The organism is Bordetella muralis (assembly GCF_965139205.1).
GTDB classification, from domain to species: domain Bacteria; phylum Pseudomonadota; class Gammaproteobacteria; order Burkholderiales; family Burkholderiaceae_B; genus Bordetella_A; species Bordetella_A muralis.
Genome location: NZ_CBCSIU010000032.1, coordinates 21430 through 42098 on the forward strand (window position 1 = coordinate 21430; position 20669 = coordinate 42098).

General features: G+C 60.4%; 15 protein-coding genes. 11 read left to right on the plus strand and 4 right to left on the minus strand.

The window, feature by feature from the left end; translation table 11 throughout:
* Window positions 1–14 precede the first annotated feature (14 nt).
* Together ACNA0I_RS25050 and ACNA0I_RS25055 are read right to left on the minus strand one after the other, a co-directional pair.
* Window positions 15–623, minus strand: a complete 609-nt coding sequence (locus ACNA0I_RS25050; RefSeq protein ID WP_415808734.1) for a KdsC family phosphatase — start codon at window positions 621–623, stop codon at window positions 15–17.
* Window positions 620–1609 carry a KpsF/GutQ family sugar-phosphate isomerase gene (locus tag ACNA0I_RS25055; protein ID WP_415808735.1) on the minus strand — a complete coding sequence of 330 codons (990 nt, stop codon included), beginning with the start codon at window positions 1607–1609 and terminating at the stop codon, window positions 620–622. The genes ACNA0I_RS25050 and ACNA0I_RS25055 overlap by 4 nt, the downstream gene beginning before the upstream one ends.
* A gap of 110 nt (window positions 1610–1719) precedes the next feature.
* On the opposite strand from ACNA0I_RS25055, the gene purT reads away from it, so the two are divergent.
* From purT to ACNA0I_RS25095, 8 genes are all read left to right on the plus strand, one after another.
* The gene (gene purT / locus ACNA0I_RS25060; RefSeq protein WP_415808736.1) at window positions 1720–2934 is read left to right on the plus strand and encodes a formate-dependent phosphoribosylglycinamide formyltransferase; all 1215 of its coding nucleotides are present in this window, start codon (window positions 1720–1722) and stop codon (window positions 2932–2934) included.
* Between the two features lie 386 nt (window positions 2935–3320).
* On the plus strand, window positions 3321–3866 hold the full coding sequence (locus ACNA0I_RS25065) for a GbsR/MarR family transcriptional regulator (protein WP_415808737.1): 546 nt from the start codon (window positions 3321–3323) through the stop codon (window positions 3864–3866).
* A 206-nt stretch (window positions 3867–4072) separates the two neighbouring features.
* On the plus strand, window positions 4073–5650 hold the full coding sequence (locus ACNA0I_RS25070) for a cytochrome ubiquinol oxidase subunit I (RefSeq protein WP_415808738.1): 1578 nt from the start codon (window positions 4073–4075) through the stop codon (window positions 5648–5650).
* 15 nt (window positions 5651–5665) lie between these two features.
* Window positions 5666–6820 carry a cytochrome d ubiquinol oxidase subunit II gene (cydB, locus tag ACNA0I_RS25075; protein ID WP_415808739.1) on the plus strand — a complete coding sequence of 385 codons (1155 nt, stop codon included), beginning with the start codon at window positions 5666–5668 and terminating at the stop codon, window positions 6818–6820.
* A 28-nt stretch (window positions 6821–6848) separates the two neighbouring features.
* Window positions 6849–6983: a cytochrome bd-I oxidase subunit CydX gene (gene cydX / locus ACNA0I_RS25080; RefSeq protein WP_415808740.1), complete on the plus strand. Its 135-nt coding sequence runs from the start codon at window positions 6849–6851 to the stop codon at window positions 6981–6983.
* 83 nt (window positions 6984–7066) lie between these two features.
* Window positions 7067–8881, plus strand: a complete 1815-nt coding sequence (gene cydD / locus ACNA0I_RS25085) for a thiol reductant ABC exporter subunit CydD (RefSeq protein ID WP_415808752.1) — start codon at window positions 7067–7069, stop codon at window positions 8879–8881.
* Window positions 8878–10563 (plus strand): thiol reductant ABC exporter subunit CydC, encoded by a 1686-nt coding sequence (gene cydC / locus ACNA0I_RS25090; RefSeq protein ID WP_415808741.1) that lies wholly within the window; start codon window positions 8878–8880, stop codon window positions 10561–10563. The genes cydD and cydC overlap by 4 nt, the downstream gene beginning before the upstream one ends.
* 54 nt (window positions 10564–10617) lie before the next feature.
* Window positions 10618–11166: an adenine phosphoribosyltransferase gene (locus ACNA0I_RS25095; protein ID WP_415808742.1), complete on the plus strand. Its 549-nt coding sequence runs from the start codon at window positions 10618–10620 to the stop codon at window positions 11164–11166.
* A gap of 10 nt (window positions 11167–11176) precedes the next feature.
* Here ACNA0I_RS25095 and ACNA0I_RS25100 read toward each other — a convergent pair whose 3' ends face one another.
* Window positions 11177–12097: a LysR family transcriptional regulator gene (locus ACNA0I_RS25100; RefSeq protein ID WP_415808743.1), complete on the minus strand. Its 921-nt coding sequence runs from the start codon at window positions 12095–12097 to the stop codon at window positions 11177–11179.
* Between the two features lie 715 nt (window positions 12098–12812).
* Here ACNA0I_RS25100 and ACNA0I_RS25105 point away from each other — a divergent pair.
* Window positions 12813–13931, plus strand: coding sequence for a porin (locus tag ACNA0I_RS25105; RefSeq protein ID WP_415808744.1), 1119 nt, complete (start codon window positions 12813–12815; stop codon window positions 13929–13931).
* A 261-nt stretch (window positions 13932–14192) separates the two neighbouring features.
* Here the strand turns inward: ACNA0I_RS25105 and ilvA are convergent, their stop codons facing one another.
* The gene (ilvA, locus tag ACNA0I_RS25110) at window positions 14193–15701 is read right to left on the minus strand and encodes a threonine ammonia-lyase, biosynthetic (RefSeq protein WP_415808753.1); all 1509 of its coding nucleotides are present in this window, start codon (window positions 15699–15701) and stop codon (window positions 14193–14195) included.
* Between the two features lie 230 nt (window positions 15702–15931).
* Between ilvA and ACNA0I_RS25115 the strand changes: the two genes are divergently transcribed.
* On the plus strand, window positions 15932–16477 hold the full coding sequence (locus ACNA0I_RS25115; RefSeq protein WP_415808745.1) for a YqaA family protein: 546 nt from the start codon (window positions 15932–15934) through the stop codon (window positions 16475–16477).
* A gap of 189 nt (window positions 16478–16666) precedes the next feature.
* A complete protein-coding gene (locus tag ACNA0I_RS25120) occupies window positions 16667–20626 on the plus strand; it encodes a DUF3683 domain-containing protein (RefSeq protein WP_415808746.1) in 3960 nt (1319 codons plus the stop codon).
* Window positions 20627–20669: the final 43 nt, after the last annotated feature.

Below are 20669 nucleotides of genomic sequence, written 5' to 3' on the forward strand. Positions count from 1 at the left end.
GCCTGGCCGATGGGTTATTGGATGGCGCCTGCGCCCAGCAGGCCCGGCGCCATCATGAAGGGGCCGAGCCGGCCCTGCGAGGCCAACAGCAGGTCGCAGCATTCGCGTACCGCACCGCTGCCGCCTGGCTGCGAGGCGACCCAGTGCGCCGCCTGAGTGATATAGCCCGGCGCGTTGGGCACGCTTGCGGCAAAGCCCGCGCGCTGCATGGCCGGCAGGTCGATGATGTCGTCACCCATAAAGCCTGTCTGGTTGAGCGCGACGGCGTGTCGTTGTGCGAGTTCCGTCAGGGCACCGGCCTTGTCGCGGATGCCTTGCATGACGTCGGCAATCCCGAGTTCCGCTGCACGGCGGCTCACGATGGGGCCCGAACGCCCGGTAACGAGTGCGATTTTCAGGCCGCCCTCGGTGAGCAGGCGCAGGCCATGGCCATCCAGGGTATGGAACCGTTTCAGTTCCTCGCCGTTTTCACCGTAGTACAGACTGCCGTCGGTCAGTACGCCATCCACGTCGAAGACCATCAGGCGCACCGCGGCGGCACGTTCGCGCACGGCAGGCGGAATGCGGGCCAGCACCAGCGCTTCGGCGGGGTGGGGAGAAGAGCGGGGGATATTCATATTCATACTACCTTGGCTGCCATCAGATCATGCATATGCAAAGCGCCCAGCAGGGCTCCACTGGCGTCGACAACCAGCATCTGGTTGAGCCGTTGCTCGTCCATGAGGCGGGCGGCATCGACGGCCAGCGCGTCGGGGCCTATGCTGCGCGGCATACGGGTCATGCCCTGAGCGACGGTCAGATTGCGGATGTCGCCATGGCGTTCGATGAGGCGGCGCAAGTCGCCGTCGGTGAAAATGCCGACCGGTTTACCCGACGAATCTAACACGATGGTCATGCCCATGCCTTTTGCGGACATTTCTTCGAGGGCGGGGAAGAGTTTGGCGTCCTCCGCGACCAGCGGCAGGGCGGCGCCATCGCGCATGACGTCGCGTACGTGAGTCAGCAAACGGCGGCCCAGGGTGCCACCGGGATGCGACCGGGCAAAGTCCTCGGGGCCGAAACCGCGAGCCTCCAGGCAGGCGACAGCGAGCGCATCGCCCAATGCCAGCGCAGTCGTCGTGCTGGCCGTGGGGGCCAGATTCAGCGGGCAGGCTTCTTGAGCCACGCTGGTGTCCAGGTGCAGGTCTGCCAATTGCGCCAATTCGGATGCGGGGTTGCCGGTGATGGCGACCAGGCGGGCGCCCATGCGGCGGGCGACCGGCAGGATGGTGAGCAACTCCTGGCCCGAACCGGAGTGCGAGACCGCAATCAGGACATCGTCGCGGGTGATCATGCCCAGGTCGCCATGTATGGCCTCGGCGGCATGGACAAAAAACGCGGGAGTCCCGGTCGAGGCAAAGGTGGCGGCGATTTTGCGGGCGATATGGCCCGTCTTGCCGATGCCGCTGACGACAACCCGGCCGCGACAGGCCAGGAGCAGTTCTACGACGCGCGTAAAGTCGCCGTCCAGCCGGGCGGACAGGTCGACGATGGCCTGGGCTTCGATTTGCAGCGTGCGGCGTGCCGAATCGAGTGCCGTGTCAGGCGAGAGAGTGGGATGATCGGTCATGAGCGGATTTTAATCGCAGTATGGTCAGTTGCCGCCGGTCGGGGGCTATGGCATGCTGGCGCGGCAAAATTTCGTTTTTACTCGTTTTTTACTTAGACAGGTTTCTCATCATGTCCTCGTTTCCCGCGCCCGTATTGGGCACGCCCTTGTCTCCCTCGGCTACCCGCGTCATGCTGCTGGGCAGCGGGGAGCTCGGCAAGGAAGTCATCATTGCGTTGCAGCGGCTCGGTGTCGAGGTCATTGCCGTCGATCGCTATGCCGACGCGCCGGGTCACCAGGTCGCACATCGTGCGCACGTGATCACGATGACGGATCCCGAGGCCTTGCGGCGCGTGATCGAGCAAGAGCGCCCCGACGTAGTAGTGCCCGAGATCGAGGCGATTGCGACAGACGTGCTGGTGGCGCTGGAGGCGGCTGGCGCCGTGCGCGTCACGCCGACTGCGCGGGCGGCGCAACTGACGATGAATCGCGAGGGCATCCGCCGCCTGGCGGCAGAAACCCTGAACCTGCCGACTTCACCATATCGCTTCGTGGATACCGAGGCGGCGCTGCGCGAGGCCATCGAGGGCGGTATCGGCTATCCCTGCGTGGTCAAGCCGGTGATGTCCTCCTCCGGCAAAGGTCAGTCGGTGATTCATGGCGCCGACGAGATTGCCGCTGCCTGGCAATATTCCCAGGAAGGCGGCCGTGTCGGTGCGGGCCGCATCATCGTCGAGGGGTTCATCAAGTTCGATTACGAAATCACCTTGCTGACCGTACGTGCGCGGGCCGCAGACGGCAGTATCGAAACGTATTTCTGCGACCCGATCGGCCATCGTCAGGTGGACGGCGATTATGTCGAGAGTTGGCAACCGCATCCGATGTCGCCGGCGGCGCTGGAGCGTGCCCGCGATATCGCCCGTGCCATCACGGGGGATCTGGGCGGCATGGGGGTCTTTGGTGTCGAGTTGTTTGTGGCGGGCGACCAGGTCTGGTTTTCGGAGGTCAGCCCCCGGCCACATGACACAGGGATGGTGACGATGATTTCGCAGGTGCAAAGCGAGTTCGAGTTGCACGCGCGCGCGCTGTTGGGTTTGCCGGTCGATACGTCGCTGCGCCAACCGGGTGCCAGCAGCGTTATTTATGGCGGAGTCGACACCAAGGGCGTGACGTTTCATAACGTCGCCCAGGCGCTGGCTGAGCCGGGTACTGATGTACGGCTGTTCGGCAAACCGGAATCGTTTATTAAACGTCGTATGGGCGTGGCATTGGCGGTTGCTGCCGATGTGGACGCGGCCCGGGAAAAGGCCAAGCGCGTGTCGTCGACGGTGGCCGTCCAGGCCTGACCGCGTTGCATGCAGAATGCCGTGGCACCGCCTGCCACGATGAAAGCGCCTCCCCAAGGGGGCGTTTTTGTTTTGGGGCGGCCCTGCAATGGGAAGACCCCCACGCTGCGCCTCCGGCTTGCTGCCCCCCCAGGGGGCATTTTTGTTTTGGGGCGGCCCAGCAACAAAAAATTCACCACCCATTTGATTTTCGTCATGGCATGACGATTTGTGGGTGGAATCGTCACGACTTATGCATTCTGCAGCCGTATGATGCCGCGATTGCATTTCCAAGTTTCTTGATGGCGGATGGTCGACTTGTGCGCATCGCTGCGCATGAGTCAGTTGTCTTCATGTTCTATTTGTTCGATAATTTCAGAAATTTCTGAATTCAAAGTAACAAAATTATGCCGCTTAGCCCTCAAACAGAACGATTCGTACTGCATTTCGGCGAAATGGGCAGCCGCTGGGGCGTGAATCGCACCGTCGGGCAGATGTACGCATTGCTGTTTCTGTCGCCACAGCCATTACATGCAGACGACATCGCAGAGGCGCTGGGTTTTTCGCGCTCGAACGTCAGTATGGGGCTCAAGGAGTTGCAGTCCTGGCGATTGGTCAAGCTGGTCCATCGAGTCGGTGACCGGCGCGACTATTTCGAGACGCCTAAAGACGTTTGGGAGATCTTTCGCATCCTGATGGAGGAAAAGCGCAAGCGTGAAATCGATCCGACGTTGACGCTGCTGCGCGATACCTTGCTTGAGCCGCCCAAAGGTGAGTCAGAGGCTTATGCCCAGCAACGCATGAACGAGATGCTCGAACTCATCGAGTTGACAACGGGGTGGTTCGATGAAGTGCATGGCCTGCCTCCAGAGACGTTGCAACGCCTGATGCAGTTAGGGAAAAGGGTGCAAAAGGCCTTGGATTTTGCCGGCAAGCTGCGAGGCCGGGATTGACGTCGTGGCGTATATAGAGAAAGTTATGAAGTTGCCTTGTAGGTCCTTGTCAAGAAAGCGTCGGTTTACTCCTGATTTTCTTGGTCCCCGCGGCACACCCGCTGGGTTTATTCACGCCGTTGAGAGTATCGTATGCAACACTCATTGCGTCGGCTGTGGTCCACGCATGCCGTCGGGGTTCGTTGCCTGTCCGGGGAGAGCGGTCCATGGTTGATCTAGACGTTGTGAACCTGTCGCGGTTTCAGTTTGCCGCGACCGCGATGTACCACTTCATTTTTGTGCCGCTGACGCTAGGGTTGTCGTTCATCCTGGCCATCATGGAAAGTGTGTACGTCATGACGGGCCGGGACATCTGGCGCCGGATGACGATGTTCTGGGGCACATTATTCGGCATCAATTTTGCCTTGGGTGTGGCGACCGGCGTGGTGATGGAGTTCCAGTTCGGCATGAACTGGTCCTATTACAGCCACTACGTAGGCGATGTGTTCGGTGCGCCGTTGGCACTTGAAGGCCTCATGGCTTTCTTCCTCGAGGCCACGTTCGTTGGTCTGTTTTTCTTTGGTTGGAATCGCCTGTCCAAGGTCGGCCATTTGGTGGTGACATGGCTGGTGGCGTTCGGCACGAATTTCTCGGCGCTATGGATTCTGATTGCCAATGGGTGGATGCAGAATCCAGTTGGTGCGGTGTTCAACCCCGATACCATGCGGATGGAAATGACCGATTTTGCTGCGGTCATCTTCAACCCGGTCGCTCAGGCCAAATTCGTTCATACCGTGAGCGCAGGGTATGTCGCTGGGGCGATGTTCGTCATGTCGATCAGCGCCTGGTATCTCTTGCGTCGCCGTCACGTGGATCTGGCCAAGCGCTCCATGGCCGTGGCCGCCAGCTTTGGTCTGGCCGCATCGCTGTCTGTGGTGGTGCTGGGAGACGAAAGCGGCTATCTGACCACCGAGCATCAGAAAATGAAGATCGCGGCGATAGAGGCCATGTGGCACACCGAGCCGGCGCCGGCCAGTTTCAATCTGTTTGCGATTCCAAACCAGGCTGAGCGCAAAAACGATTTTGCCATCGAGATTCCGTATGTGATGGGCATCATCGGTACTCGTTCACTGACGACGCCACTACTCGGTATTGACGATCTGGTGAGGCGGGCGGAGTTCCGCATTCGCGAGGGCATCGTGGCATACCAGGCGATGGAGCGCATCCGGAAAAATCCCGGCGACGCCGAAGCGCGCATGGTGTTGGACAAAGGTTGGCCCGATTTGGGGTACGCCTTGTTGGTCAAGCGTTATCAGTCTGACCTGAGCAAGGTCACCGATGCCGATATCAAAAAGGCAGCGCTGGACACGATCCCGAATGTGGCGCCGCTGTTCTGGGCTTTCCGCATCATGGTCGCAGTGGGAATGTATTTGATCGCCTTTTTTGCGGTCGCATTCTGGTTGGCGTCGCGCGGGCGTCTGGATAGCCGGCCGGCCTTGTTGAAGATCGCACTGTGGAGCCTGCCGCTGCCGTGGGTGGCGATCGAAGCCGGCTGGTTTGTCGCCGAGTACGGACGTCAACCCTGGGTGATCGAAGGCGTCCTGCCTACGTACTATGCCGCCTCCGGGCTGACGTTTACCGATCTGGCAATCAGTTTGGGGATATTCCTGGTGTTGTACACCGTGCTGTTGATTGTGGGCGTGAAAGTCATGTTGCACGCGATCAAAGCCGGGCCCAAGACCGAGGCGCCCACATCGCGTCCCACCCAGGCCGACCCCGTGGCGGCTGCTGTTGATGCCTACTGAGCACGGAGACCGCACATGGAAACGTTGATTCCTTTTGACTACGCGACACTGCGCGTGGTGTGGTGGGGGCTGTTGGGCTTCCTGCTGATTGCTTTCGCCGTGATGGACGGCTTTGATCTGGGTATTGCGGCGTTGTTGCCGGTGGTGGCGCGCACTGATGCCGAACGGCGCGTGGTCATCAATGTCGTGGGCCCTGTCTGGGAGGGCAACCAGGTCTGGCTGATTACCGCGGGTGCTGGTGTGTTTGCGGCGTGGCCTCTGTTGTACGCGGCTTCGTTCTCGGGCTTTTATCTGGCGATGATGCTGGTGCTGATCGCGTTGATTGTGCGGCCGGTAGGCTTTAAGTATCGCAGCAAGATGGAAGGCACGCGCTGGCGCAATACCTGGGACTTCGTGCTTTGCGGCTCGGGAGTGGTGGCTGCTCTGGTGTTTGGGGTGGCCATGGGCAATCTGATTGTGGGTGTGCCGTTTGGCTTTGACAGCAATACGCTGCGGCCGGAATACCACGGGCATTTTTATCAGCTGTTCAGTCCGTTTGCCTTGCTGGCTGGGGTGTTGAGCGTGGTCATGTTGATCATGCACGGCGCGGTGGTGCTGGCGTGGCGTACCGAGGGCGCCGTGGCGGCGCGTGCGCGTCAGGCAGGCCGTATTGCCGCGGTGCTGACTGCGGCGTTGTTTGCGGCGGGCGGGTTCTGGGTTGCGGGCGGTCTGGACGGACATGTCGTTGTCAGCGCGACGAATACGCTGGCGGCGTCGGACCCCGCGCTCAAAGAGGTCTCGGTACAGGCCGGCGCATGGATGGCGAATTTTGAAAAATGGCCTGTTGCCTGGATTGCGCCGGCATTGGGCGTGGGTGGCGCGTTGATCGTGGCATTGCTGCTGAGCGTTCGGGTGAATTGGCTGGCCTTCGTCGTGTCGTCATTGGCAGTGGCCGGCGTCATTCTGACGGTGGGGCTTGCGCTGTTTCCGTTCCTGATGCCGTCCTCGACCGTGCCGCGTTTCGGGCTGACGATATGGGATGCATCATCCAGTCATCTGACGTTATGGATCATGCTGCTGGCCGTGGCGTTCTTCATGCCCATCATCACGGTCTACACCGCGTGGGTTTATCGCGTCATGCGCGGCAAGGTCACGACCGAGTCGATCTCGGGTACGCCCAATTCTTATTAGCCGATCCTATTATCAGGAGCGTAAACGTATGTGGTATTTCTCGTGGATTCTGGGCTTGAGTCTGGCCTGTGCGTTTGGCATTTTGAACGCCATGTGGTTTGAACTGCGTGAAGGTGAGGAACACGATCCTATTCGGCTGGCCAAGGCATCTGAGCGCACGTGACGAGCACGCAGTTTGATGCTGTTGATACGGCATCCGGTTCGGGGACTGAGGCAGCCAGGCTCGCGCGTGAACAATCGCGTTGGTTGAGTGCGCAGGCGCGCGTGCCGCGGCTGCCGCTCATTGTGGCTGTCGGGGCGCCTCTGTTGGGTGGGGTGCTGCTAGTGGTGCAGGCTTGGCTGTTGGCCAGGGTACTGGATGCGGCAATTGTCAGCCAGGCGCCTCGCAGTGCATTGCTGGGCGATATCGCGCTGATCATTGTCCTGATGTTGGTTCGAGCGGGCCTGGCCTGGGCCAGTGAACGGGCGGGAGCCCACGCGGCTGAAAGCATCAAACAACGTATTCGTGTGGCCTTGTTCGATCGCCTGGTGGGCCGGGGTCCCGTGTGGTCGCGGACGCAAGTGTCTGGGGAATTGGCTAGCGCCATTGTCGATCAGGTCGAGGCGCTGGACGGGTTCTTTTCGCGGTATCTGCCTGCAGCGGTATCGGCGGCGATATTGCCGCTGGCATTTGCGGTGGTGCTGTTGCCCTTTGATTGGATCGCGGGCTTGCTGTTGCTCGTGACGGCGCCATTGATTCCGCTGTTCATGGCATTGGTGGGATGGGGCGCCGAGGCGGCAAGCCGGCGGCATGTACGCGCGTTTGCCAGGCTATCCGGATTTTTCGCCGATCGTCTGCGCGGCCTGTCCACCCTGAAACTCTACGGCCGTGCTCAAGCCGAGGCCTCGTCGGTCGCCATGGCCAGCGAGGCCGTGCGCAAGCGCACGCTGTCAGTATTGCGCATTGCTTTTCTGTCGTCGGCGGTGCTGGAGTTTTTTGCAGCATTGGGCGTTGCCGGGATGGCCGTGTATTTTGGTTTGTCGTACCTCGGGTTTCTCGATGTGCGGGCGACGCCGTTGACGCTGCAAGTCGGGTTTTTCTGTTTGTTGATGGCGCCGGAGACTTATGCGCCATTGCGTCAATTTGCGGCGCACTATCATGATCGTGCGGCGGCGCGTGCAGCGGCAGCGCAGATTGCCGCATCGTTCGAGGGCTTGCCCGACACGTCGGCGCTGTTCGGCGATTCGGATATTGCCGCCGTGGAGCCAGTCGAGGTGCATGCCGCCGTTGCCTCCGATGAGGACAGCGCCAAGCATTCGTCCAGTGGCGGCTCTGGCGTAGCCGTTTCCGCCGATGCCCGGGCAGTGGTGCAATGGGGCGCCACTCATGTCACGGGTACATCGGCCGACACATGTGCCGCGGGGTTTGCGGTGTCGGTGCACGGCCTGAGTCTTCAAGCGCCGGGGCGTATTTCGCCAGTGATGGACGATGCGTCGCTGTCGTTGTCGGCGGGCGAGCATGTCGCTCTGATGGGGCCTAGCGGCAGCGGCAAGACGACTTTGCTGGAAGTCCTCTCTCGTTTGCGTCCCTGCGCAGGACACATCATGCTGGACGATGTGCCGCTGGCTGAATGGGATGAAACCCTGCTGCGTGAGCGTGTGGCTTTGATCGGTCAGCGGCCCTTTTTGTTTGCGGCCAGTATTGCCGACAACATCCGTTTGGGGCGGCCGCAGGCAACCGACGAACAAGTTATCGAGGCCGCCCGGCGCGCCCGCGTCATGACGTTCGCCGAACCATTGCGCGAGGGGTTGGATACGATGCTGGGGCCGCGCGGCCGCGGTTTGTCGGGCGGGCAGGCGCAGCGCGTGGCGCTGGCACGCTTGTTTCTGCGAGATCCCGGCCTGATTTTGCTCGATGAGTCCACGGCCTCTCTCGACGAGACCACGCAGTCCCAGGTCCTGGACGAAATCCTGGCATTTGCGCACGGACGAACATTGTTGCTGGCAACGCATGCTTCAGCCGTGGCGCAGCGCTTGCCGCGAACGGTCACGCTGATCGATGGCAAATTGGAGCCGGCATGACAGCATTGCTGCGTTTGTTGCCGGCTTTATACCGTCGTCGTCTGGGGGCTTTGCTGGGTGCGCTGTTTCTGGCGTTGCTCACCATCGCAGCCGGTGTCGGCTTGCTGGGTGTATCAGGTTGGTTTCTCAGCGCTGCGGCCTTGGCCGGCGCAGGCTCTGTTTTTAATCTTTTTGTCCCGTCTGCGTTGGTGCGCTTGTTGTCTTTCGTGCGTATCGCGGCGCGTTACGCTGAGCGACTGGTAGGGCATGCTGCCACGTTGCGCTTATTGACGGACCTGCGCAGCCGCGTGTTCGAGGCGCTGGTGCGTCTGACGCCGCGTCAGTTGGGGCGTTATCGCGATGGCGATCTGGTGGCTCGCCTGACAGGAGATGTGGATGCGCTGGATACGGTGTTCTTGCACGTGCTGACACCGATGGTCACGTCGGCGATTGCCGCCGCAGTGTTGGCTGTGGTGGTGGGCGTCTGGGTGCCGGCAGCGGGGTGGGTATTGGCGGGCGCGATGTTGATGGCATGTGTGGTGCTGCCTGTGTGGCAGGCGCGCGCTGCGCGCTTGCCAGGCTTGGCGATCCAGGAAAGTCAGGCGGCGTTGCGTGCCATGACGTTGGAGACGGTGGAAAGCCACGCCGACGTCGTGGCGCTGTCGGCGATCGATCAAGTACGGACCGGCTTTATGTCGCAATGCGCGGATATGACACGTGCGCGCAAAGCGCAGGTACGTGTTGCCGCCAATGGAGCATGGGCCTTGCAGGTTTTGGCGGGCCTCAGTGTATTGGCGATCTTGTGGTTTGGCTTGGACGAGCTCAGCCGGCAGCGTCTGAGCGGGCCGTTGTTGGCGGGATTGCTGTTGGCAGTCATTGGCATTTTTGAAGTGGCGGGGCCGCTGATGCGAGGGGCGGCGCGGCTGGGGGGCGCGGTGGCGGCGGCACAGCGGATTCAGGCGGTGGTCGAACAAGCGCCGGACGACGCTGGTCCAGACCGGCACGTGCCATTGCCCGCGCGGGGCGCGATCGAGCTCGACCAGGTGTCCTTTGCCTATCCCGCAGCTGTCGGCGGGCTGGGGCCGCTGGTGTTGAATACCGTCAGTCTGCGCATCGAGCCTGGTGAGCGTGTGGCGATTACCGGGCCGAGCGGTTCGGGTAAATCGACGCTCTTGCAACTATTGCTGCGGCTGGAGGACCCCGTGTCCGGTTGTATTCGTTTCGGAGGGATCGATCTGCGGCACGCGTCGTTGGCCGACCTGCATCGCCGCATTGCGTGGCTTGCCCAGGATGCGCCTGTTTTCCTGGGGACATTGCGGACCAATTTACTGATTGGCGACGCGGGGGCGGACGATGCCATGCTGTGGTCCGCCTTGGATGCCGCACGCCTGGGGGATTTCGTGCGTGGCCTGCCCGATGGTCTGGATACCTGGGTGGGTGAAACTGGCGCGAGTTTATCGGTAGGACAGGCGCGGCGGCTGTGTCTGGCCCGCGCGTTGTTGACGTCTTGCCCCGTCCTCGCCTTGGACGAGCCGACGAGCGGCCTGGACGAAGCCGCGCAGGCGGCATTCTTCAATGATCTGGCTCACGCCACGGCGGGGCGTACCGTAGTGCTGGTAACGCATGCCGCCCTGCCGCAGGGCGCGGTTGATCGCTGTCTGGTTTTGCGGGATGGTTGTCTGAACGTTTCTGTTCTGGCTTAACCGCATCGGCGCGGTTATAGTTCGCCTTGCTTCAATTTCCCCCGGGGTAGGCCCATGCAGACTGACACCGTCGAACTCATTCGGCGCACTATCCGCAGCATCCCCGATTGGCCTCGCCCGGGTGTGGTGTTCCGCGACATTACGCCATTGTTACAAGACCCGCGCACGTTCCGTGTCTTGATTGATCTTTTTGTCTATCGCTATATGCGGCAGCGCCTGGATTTGGTCGCGGGCGTCGACGCGCGCGGCTTCATTATCGGCAGTGTGCTGGCCTACGAACTGAATCTGGGTTTCGTGCCTGTGCGCAAGAGCGGCAAACTGCCGTATCGCACAGTGGCAGAGGAATACTCGCTCGAATATGGCAACTCGTCGGTGGAGATCCATACGGATGCCGTGCGTACCGGCCAACGGGTGCTGTTGGTGGATGATCTGATCGCTACGGGCGGCACGATGCTGGCCGCGATCAAATTACTGCAGCGTCTCGGTGCGAACGTTGTCGAGGCGGCGGCAATTATCGATTTGCCGGAGTTGGGTGGCTCGGGCAAGATCGCCGCGACCGGCACACCCTTGTTCACGGTATGTAGTTACGATAGCGTGGAGTGAGGCCGCTGCCTCAGGCGGCGTCTGGGATTGTCGCCCACGAGCCCGGATCGGTCAGGCGTGGCTGGATAAAGTCCAAAAACGCCCGCGTCTTGGCGGGAATCGTGCGCGAGGGCAAGAGGGCGAATAGAGGAATCGGGGTCAAGGCCCAGTCGGGCAATACCGGCACGAGCCCTTTGTTTTGAATTGGCTGGCCGATGGTGTCGAAATATAGCAGCGGGGCAATGCCCAGCCCCTGACCCGCCAGGCGCGACAGCATGCTGACATTATTGGCGGCGAGGCGCCCGGACACGGCGACACGTTCGACCTTGTCACCGGAGTGCAGTACCCAATAAGAATAGGCCTCGCTCATCGCGGGGCGCAGGCACTCGTGATGCCCCAGATCGGCGGGCGACCGTGGTGTGCCATGCAAGGCCAGATACTGGGGCGAGGCATATAAACGATGCTCCAGCAGCACGATCTGGCGTGCGACCAAGTTGGAGTCGGGTTGCCGGCCAAAACGCAGCACGAGGTCAAAGGGGTTGCTGATCGGATCGATCGGCTGCATGTTCAGATCAAAATCGCATTCGATATCCGGATACTGGGCACGAAACCCCTGGATCACCGCAGGCAGGAATAACTGCGCCAGGCTCGAAGGCATCGACACCCGCAGACGTCCTTTCGGCTGCGCGGCCATGTCGAGCAACTGATCATGAGCGACGCGGACTTCTTCGATAATGGGTCGGCAGCGTTCAAAGTACATCAGGCCGGCTTCGGTCAGATCGATGCGCCGGGTGCTGCGATTGAGCAGCTTCATGCCGATATTGTGCTCGAGATCGCTCACACGCCGCGACAGCGTCGACGCGGGGATGTTGAGCGCCTCGGCGGCATGGCTGAAATTTTTGCGCTTGGCGACCTCGACAAACAACGCGATGTCGTTTAGCTGGATATCCATGTGATTCTGTATGTTGCGTGCTGGATATAGACAATATCCCAACACTACCAAGAATGTATGCAGCAAAAATGGAAATAACTGTTCCGTTTGCTGGACTAACGCTCGCTGCTATTCAGGGCAAGCCCGTTATTTGTAGGGCGAAGCGGTCTTGATAGGACGTGAATACGGGGAAAACGTTCCTGGTCGCCCTATGAATAGGACTAGTCTGGAGTTCAACTAATATATGACGGAGCAGATGGCTGTCAGACAGCTGGCACAGCGTAAGTGAGGTGGCGTTGATGAAAGGGGGATCCCTCATCAACCATTCGCCCGTTAGTTATAGGTTATAGGGCGTCTGCCGAACACGTGTCAGGCCGACCGTCTCTGCGCCGCGATTGAACAGCCGCGAGCGGTCCGCCGCGGCCCATCATGAGCGACATTGTCGCGAATGTTGTTCAAATGCAACGTTGGTTATTCGCAAATGATCACAAGCCGTCAGGGAATTTGAGGTGGTTGAGCTAAGACAAAACCACCGTCCTTCCTGGGGCTGCCGCCGATTGCTGCGTTGCAAGTCATGGTTTACCCGCATTTATGGAAAACACCTCTCCAAATTTGTGGTTAATCCCTATTGCCCAAGGAAAGATACTTCTAACCGTACATGCGTCGTCCGACGTTGCCCTTGGCATAAAGCGGGTCACGCATGCCCTTTCCTGTCACATCGCTTTAGGAAATCATGATGAAAAAAACGCTACTGGCCGTTGCGCTGGCCGCCGGCTTCGCAGGCGTGGCTCAAGCCGAAACCTCGGTTACGCTGTACGGCCTGATTGACGCAGGTATTGGTTACAACCAAGTCAAGGGCGCGAATGGCGACAAAGCCAGCCGTATCGGCGCTGTGGACGGCGTGAACAGCGGTTCGCGTTTCGGTCTGCGCGGTTCCGAAGACCTGGGCGATGGCCTGAAGGCTGTTTTCACCCTGGAAGGCGGTTTCTCGCCCAACAACGGTAATTCCTCGCAAGGCGGCCGCCTGTTTGGTCGTCAAGCCACCGTTGGTCTGCAAAGCGACAGCTGGGGTCAACTGGACTTCGGTCGTCAAACCAACTTGGCTTCCAAGTACTTCGCTGGCATCGATCCCTCGGGCATCAGCTACGACCAAGCCACCATGGGTACGTCGTTCAGCTCGGCCAACACCGTCCGTCTGGACAACATGGTGTTGTACCAAACCCCGTCTTTCTCGGGCTTCAAGTTCGGCGTCGGTTACTCGTTCAACGCTGACGACAATGCTGACACCGGCGGTAATTTCCGTACCAACGAAAACAACCGTGTGTTGACCGTTGGTGCTCGCTACCAGAACGGCCCGTTGGATGTGGCTCTGTCGTATGACAACTTCCGTCCGGACAGCGGCCGTGTCAAGGGTCAATACGACACCGACAAGGTCCAGTCGTACATCCTGGGCGCTGCTTATGACTTCGAAGTGGTCAAGGTTTCGGCTGCTTTCGGTCAAACGTTCGGCGGCTGGTTCGTCGGCACGAGCATTGATGGCTTGAGCGACGTAGACGGCACGGGCCTGGGTAGCTGGAAAATCGCTGACGGTTCGCGTGTTAACTCCTACCTGTTGGGCGTGAGCGCTCCGATCGGTGGCGCCAGCAACATCTGGGCCTCCTGGCAGCGCGCTGACGTCAACAACAGCCGTCTGGCTGGCGACGACGCCACGAGCAACACGTTCAGCCTGGGTTACACCTATGACCTGAGCAAGCGTACCAACCTGTACGCGATGGGTTCGTACGGCGACAACTGGGCATTCCAAGAAGACCAGCGCAGTACCGCTGTGGCAGTCGGCTTGCGTCACCGCTTCTAAGTACCTCACACGTCCCGGCGCGGGTTGACGAATGTATGGTCTTCTCCGTTATCCATCGAGTGACAACTGACCCCGCGAAGGTTTGCGCCGGGCGTGTGTAGTACCTAGAAAGGGGGGCCTCTTCGGAGGCCCCCCACTTTTTGTGGTTTGGATTGTGGGGCGGCGATGGGGTGGCCCAAAGCGACGGCTACATGCCGGCGCCATACTAAAACGGCCCAGAGCAACGCCCCAGGCCGTAGTGGCAAAACAATGTCGTGATGATTACAGGAACAGCTTGTAGGCCGGATTGTCCGTTTCGTTCCAGTGGGGATAGCCCAGCTCTGCCACAAAGGTCTTGAACAATTTCTTGTCCGACGGCGGGACCTGGATGCCGATCAGGATGCGGCCATAGTCGGCGCCTTGATTCCGGTAGTGGAACAGGCTGATGTTCCAGTTGGGGTTCATCGCATTCAAAAAGCGCATCAGCGCGCCCGGACGCTCCGGGAACTCAAAGCGATACAGCAACTCGTTGCTGGCCAGGGCGGAGTGCCCGCCCACCATGTGGCGCAAGTGCATTTTGGCCATTTCATCATGGGTCAGATCCAAAGTGTCAAAACCGTGGCGCCGGAAGTTTGCCGCGATTTTGTCTGACTCGGCCGGCGAGTTGATCTGAACGCCGACAAAAACGTGTGCGCGTTGGGCGTCGGATATCCGATAGTTGAATTCAGTGACGCTGCGATTGCCCACCAGCTCGCAGAACTTGCGGAAACTGCCGCGCTGTTCGGGCATGGTTACGGCAAAGACGGCTTCGCGCATTTCGCCGACCTCGGCACGCTCGGCGACGAAACGCAAGCGGTCGAAGTTCATATTGGCGCCGCAGGCGACCGCGACCAGCGTTTTGCCTTTGAGTTTGTGTTCGGCGGCGTATTGCTTGGCTGCCGCGACGGCCATGGCGCCCGCGGGCTCTAGCACGCTGCGCGTGTCGGTAAAGACGTCTTTGATCGCAGCGCAGATCGCGTCAGTATCGACCACCACGAAATCGTCCACGTATTTGCGCGTGAGACGGAACGTTTCGGCACCCACCATTTTGACCGCCGTGCCATCGGAAAACAGGCCGACGTCATTGAGTTGCACGCGCCGTCCGGCGCGCACACTGCGCAGCATGGCGTCCGAGTCTTCGGTCTGGACACCAATGATTTTGATCTCCGGCCGCAGCTGTTTGACATAGGCTGCGACGCCAGAGACTAATCCGCCGCCGCCGATCGCGACAAAAATGGCGTCGATGGGGCCAGGGTGCTGGCGCAAAATCTCCATCCCGATCGTGCCTTGGCCCGCGATGACATCCGGGTCGTCAAAGGGGTGGACGAACGTGAGTTTTTCTTTCTTTTCCAACGTCACTGCATGGGCATAAGCATCGGAAAAGCTTTCGCCTGCCAGCACGACTTCGCCGCCCAGGCTGCGCACGGCGTCGATCTTGACCTGCGGACTGGTGGTCGGCATGACGATGACCGCACGGCATCCGAGCCGGCGGGCCGACAGGGCCACGCCCTGGGCGTGGTTGCCCGCGGATGCTGCGATCACACCGCGATTGCGGGCCGCCGGGGTCAGGTTGGCCATCTTGTTGTACGCACCGCGCAGCTTGAAGCTGAACACTGCCTGAGTATCTTCACGCTTGAGCAGAATCGTGTTCGAAATTCGCTGAGACAACTGCGTGGCGGTTTCGAGGGGGGATTCGACTGCGACGTCGTAGACCTTTGAGGTCAGGATGCGTTTGAGATAATCGTCAGACATGATGGCGTAGAAGGCCGGGTGAGAGAAATAAGGCGTGGGCCAGATTACCACAGCGTCCGGCGCGACTTTGCCGTCCGGGCTACACTGCCGCCCATCCGGTATCGATTGATCGATTTTCGCGCGCAGCATTGCGCCTTGAATGGGCCAAACGCATGTCGCGTGTGCGGCTTCGCACCGCGCACATTGCCGGGGCTGTATGAGGAAATATTGGGCAACTCGTCCGTGGCGCCATGGAACAAAGTCTACTGAGTGCGGTGCATTGGTTGTTGGCGGTCTTGGCATTGCCAACAATCGGTTTGCCCGCCATCTTTTTGATCAGTCTGATCTCGGCGACGCTGTTGCCTCTGGGATCGGAGCCGGCCGTCTTCGGGTTCGTGAAGCTGGCCCCCGATATGTTTTGGCCGGCCGTCCTGGTGGCCACGGCGGGCAACACCATCGGCGGCGCGATCAGCTACGCCATGGGGCTGGGCGCGCATCGGGCCCTGGAACGCTGGCGTGAGAAGCATCCCCACCTGTCTTCGGAGGGTGGGGAGCCGGTCATGGACAAGAATATGCGCAGCCGCTGGCATCAGTACGCCCAGCAATGGTTGCATCGTATGGGACCGCCCGCTCTGCTGTTATCCTGGCTGCCCGCTGTAGGCGACCCCTTGTGTGCGGTGGCCGGGTGGCTGCGTCTGGCATTCTGGCCCTGCGTGCTGTACATGGCCATTGGGAAATTGGCTCGCTATACGGTGATGACCGCGGGCCTGTTATGGTTTTTCCCGCAGCCGGTGTAGTGCTGTGAGATGGTCAGCTATATATTCAAGCCTGTCTTAACTCATTGGGATGTATGCGTTTTTCTCGCATTACGTCGTTTCGTCCAGGGGTCGGGGACTGCGGTTTTTCCGGACGCGTCAGCACGCCGCGGGGCAATTTCTGCGCAATGTCATAAAATGATTCTTTAAGGGCCTACTCCCCGTCTTTTCATGAACGCCCCCCTCGCCAGCCAAATCCTCTCCGAGGCGATTCCGCCCGCAGCTACAGCGCGTTTGCGCGAAATTCCGTACAACTACACGTCGTTCTCTGATCGCGAGATCGTGGGCCGTCTGTTAGGCGAAGACGCCTGGCAATGGCTCTGCGATCTGCGTGGCGAACGGCGCACAGGCCGGTCCGCACGGATGCTGTACGAGGTATTGGGCGATATCTGGGTGGTACGCCGCAATCCCTATTTGCAAGACGATCTGCTCGACAACCCGAAGCGGCGCAAGCTGTTGATCGAAGCGCTGCATCATCGTCTGAGCGAGATCGACAAGCGCCGCGAGCCGGACTCGCCCACCGAAGCCGGCCATGACCCGCAGCGCGATAGCAAAGTCGTCGAGCTGTTGGCGCGCGCGCGCTCGGCCATCGCGGCGTTCGAGAGCGAGTTCGACCAGACTCAGCACCTGCGCAAGCAAGCCCAGAAAGTGCTGGGCCGTATCACAGCCAAGGACAATATCAAGTTCGACGGCCTGTCGCGGGTGTCTCACGTGACCGATGCAACCGACTGGCGCGTCGAATATCCCTTTGTCGTACTGACTCCGGATAACGAGTCCGAGATCGCCTCCCTGGTGCGCGCCTGTATCGAGTTGGGTCTGACCATCATCCCTCGCGGCGGTGGCACTGGCTATACCGGCGGGGCGATCCCGTTGACCTGGAAATCGGCCGTCATCAATACCGAGAAATTCGATACGCTGGGTGCGGTCGAGTCCTGTATTCTGCCGGGCCTGACCGAGCCCGCGGCCGTGGTGTTCGCCGGGGCAGGGGTCGTGACCAAACGCGTTGCCGAGGCTGCCGAACAGGCGGGATTCGTGTTCGCGGTGGATCCGACCTCGGCAGAGGCCTCCTGCGTGGGCGGCAACATCGCCATGAATGCAGGCGGTAAAAAAGCCGTGCTCTGGGGCACGGCGCTGGACAACCTGGCCTGGTGGCGCATGGTCGATCCCAACGGCAACTGGCTGGAGGTCACGCGCCTGGATCACAATCTGGGCAAGATCCACGATGTCGAGACCGCGCGGTTCGAGCTGAAATGGTTCGATGGCAGCGGCCAGCCCGGTGAAAAACTGCTGAAGACTGAATTGCTCGAAATCGCCGGCCGGGTGTTTCGCAAAGAAGGCCTGGGCAAAGACGTTACCGATAAATTCCTGGCGGGTCTGCCTGGCGTGCAAAAAGAGGGCTGCGATGGCCTGATCACGTCTGCGCGCTGGGTACTGCATCGCATGCCGCGTCATACGCGCACGGTCTGTATGGAGTTTTTCGGTCAGGCTCGCGATGCGATTCCGTCGATCGTCGAAGTCAAGGATTACCTGGATGGCGAGGGCCGCGCACGCGGCGCCATCCTGGCGGGCCTGGAACACCTGGACGAGCGCTATCTGCGCGCGGTGGGCTACGCGACCAAGAGCAAGCGCGGTACGCTGCCGAAAATGGTGTTGATTGGCGATATCGTCGGTGACGATGAGGACGCGGTGGCGGTCGCTGCCAGCGAAGTCGTTCGTCTGGCCAATACGCGTCACGGCGAGGGCTTTGTCGCCGTCAGTGCCGAAGCGCGCAAGAAATTCTGGCTCGACCGTTCGCGCACAGCGGCGATTGCCCGTCACACCAACGCCTTCAAGATCAACGAAGATGTGGTCATTCCGTTGTCGCGCATGGGCGAGTACACGGATCACATCGAGCGCATCAACATCGAGCTGTCGACGCGCAACAAGCTCAAGCTGCTGAATGCGCTGGACGCTTATCTATCCGAGCCTTTGCCAGTGGGCAAGGCCGAGGATGAGGATGATGAGCTCACGCGCACCCAGACGCTGGCCGAGCGGACCAGCCAGGCGATGGAGGTGCTGGCCGAGGTCCGTCGACGCTGGCAGTGGCTGCTGGACAATCTCGACTTGCCGCTACGCCAGGCATTGCCGGATCTGGCCAGTGTGGGCATGACGCCCTTGCAAGGCGCCTTGTCCGATCGTGTCGCCGCTCAACCCGATGCGCGCCTCTTTGATGTGGTGCAGGATCGCACGATACGCGTGTCCTGGAAAACCGAGGTCCTGGCGCCGCTACAGAACGTTTTTTCGGGTGCTACGGGTACGCACATCGTGGACGAGCTCAAGGCCATACACGCTCGCGTGCTAAAGGGCCGGGTATTCGTTGCGCTGCATATGCATGCGGGCGATGGCAACGTGCACACCAACATTCCGGTCAACTCCGACGATTACGAGATGCTGACCGAGGCCCATCAGGCAGTGGATCGCATCATGCAGATTGCACGGGACCTGGATGGTGTGATCTCGGGCGAGCACGGTATTGGGCTGACCAAGTATGAGTTCCTGACAGAGGCCGAACTGGCGCCATTTCAGGAATACAAGCGCCGTGTCGACCCGCGCGGGCATTTCAACGCCGGCAAACTGATGCCGGGCGCGGATTTGCGCCACGCCTGGACACCCAGTTTCAGCCTGATGGGGCACGAGTCGCTGATCATGCAGCAGAGCGATATCGGTGCGATCTCCGCATCGGTCAAGGACTGCCTGCGTTGCGGCAAGTGCAAGCCCGTCTGCGCCACGCATGTGCCGCGAGCCAATCTGCTGTATTCGCCTCGCAACAAGATCCTGGCCACGTCGTTGCTGGTGGAAGCTTTCCTCTACGAGGAGCAGACCCGTCGCGGCGTGAGCTTGAAGCACTGGGAAGAGTTCGAGGACGTTGCCGACCACTGCACGGTTTGCCACAAGTGCTACAACCCCTGTCCGGTGGATATCGATTTCGGCGACGTGTCGATGAACATGCGGGCGCTGCTGCGACGGATGGGGCGCAAGTCCTTTAACCCGGGCACGGCGGCGGCCATGTTCTTTTTGAACGCGAAAGACCCGGCCACGATCAACGCGACGCGCAAGGCCATGGTGGGCGTCGGGTACAAGGCCCAACGCCTGGCCAATGATGTGCTGTCGTCGTTTGCGCGCAAGCAGACCGCGCATCCTCCGGCCACGGTAGGCAAGCCGCCGCTGCGCGAACAGATCGTGCATTTCATCAACAAGAAAATGCCGGGCGGGTTGCCGAAGCAAAGCGCACGCAAGCTGCTCGACATCGAAGACGCGAATTACGTGCCCATCATTCGTGATCCCAAGACCACGTCGGCAGATACCGAGGCGGTGTTCTATTTCCCGGGTTGCGGATCGGAGCGTTTGTTCTCGCAAGTAGGCCTGGCCACGCAAGCCATGCTCTGGCACGCAGGCGTGCAGACTGTCTTGCCGCCGGGTTATCTATGCTGCGGTTATCCGCAGCGTGGCAACGGTATGAACGACAAGGCCGAACAGATCATCACGGATAACCGGGTGCTGTTCCATCGTGTCGCGAATACGTTGAACTACCTGGACATCAAGACGGTCGTGGTGAGCTGCGGGACGTGTTATGACCAGCTGGCTGGCTATGAATTCGAAAAAATCTTTCCGGGCTGCCGTCTGATCGATATTCATGAATATCTGCTGGAAAAGGGCATCAAGCTCGATGGCATTACCGGTACTCGCTACATGTACCACGATCCTTGCCATACGCCGATGAAGCTGCAGGATCCGATGAAGACCGTGCGTTCGCTCGTGGGCGATGGGGCGATCAAGACGGATCGCTGCTGTGGCGAATCGGGGACCTTGGCGGTGACGCGTCCTGACGTATCTACTCAGGTGCGTTTCCGCAAGCAAGAAGAACTGCTCAAGAACCAGAATACCTTGCGTCAGGATGGATACACAGGGGATATCAAAGTACTGACGTCTTGTCCGTCGTGTCTGCAAGGCTTGTCGCGCTATGAGGGCGATACGGCTATGGATGCGGATTACATCGTTGTTGAGATGGCGCGGAATATTCTGGGTGAGCAGTGGATGGAGGAGTATGTGAGGCGGGCTAACTCGGGGGGGATTGAGCGGGTGCTCGTGTAGGGGCGGTGCTTACTTAGGACGAGGTAGGGGTTCTATTGGTCGT

Coding starts and splice junctions, on each gene's coding strand:
- ACNA0I_RS25050 (WP_415808734.1), bottom strand. CDS start 623: ATGAATATGAATATCCCCCGCTCTTCTCCCCACCCCGCCGAAGCGCTG.
- cydC (WP_415808741.1), top strand. CDS start 8,878: ATGACAGCATTGCTGCGTTTGTTGCCGGCTTTATACCGTCGTCGTCTG.
- purT (WP_415808736.1), top strand. CDS start 1,720: ATGTCCTCGTTTCCCGCGCCCGTATTGGGCACGCCCTTGTCTCCCTCG.
- ACNA0I_RS25120 (WP_415808746.1), top strand. CDS start 16,667: ATGAACGCCCCCCTCGCCAGCCAAATCCTCTCCGAGGCGATTCCGCCC.
- ACNA0I_RS25070 (WP_415808738.1), top strand. CDS start 4,073: ATGGTTGATCTAGACGTTGTGAACCTGTCGCGGTTTCAGTTTGCCGCG.
- cydX (WP_415808740.1), top strand. CDS start 6,849: ATGTGGTATTTCTCGTGGATTCTGGGCTTGAGTCTGGCCTGTGCGTTT.
- ACNA0I_RS25105 (WP_415808744.1), top strand. CDS start 12,813: ATGAAAAAAACGCTACTGGCCGTTGCGCTGGCCGCCGGCTTCGCAGGC.
- ACNA0I_RS25100 (WP_415808743.1), bottom strand. CDS start 12,097: ATGGATATCCAGCTAAACGACATCGCGTTGTTTGTCGAGGTCGCCAAG.
- ACNA0I_RS25115 (WP_415808745.1), top strand. CDS start 15,932: ATGGAACAAAGTCTACTGAGTGCGGTGCATTGGTTGTTGGCGGTCTTG.
- ACNA0I_RS25065 (WP_415808737.1), top strand. CDS start 3,321: ATGCCGCTTAGCCCTCAAACAGAACGATTCGTACTGCATTTCGGCGAA.
- ilvA (WP_415808753.1), bottom strand. CDS start 15,701: ATGTCTGACGATTATCTCAAACGCATCCTGACCTCAAAGGTCTACGAC.
- cydB (WP_415808739.1), top strand. CDS start 5,666: ATGGAAACGTTGATTCCTTTTGACTACGCGACACTGCGCGTGGTGTGG.
- ACNA0I_RS25055 (WP_415808735.1), bottom strand. CDS start 1,609: ATGACCGATCATCCCACTCTCTCGCCTGACACGGCACTCGATTCGGCA.
- ACNA0I_RS25095 (WP_415808742.1), top strand. CDS start 10,618: ATGCAGACTGACACCGTCGAACTCATTCGGCGCACTATCCGCAGCATC.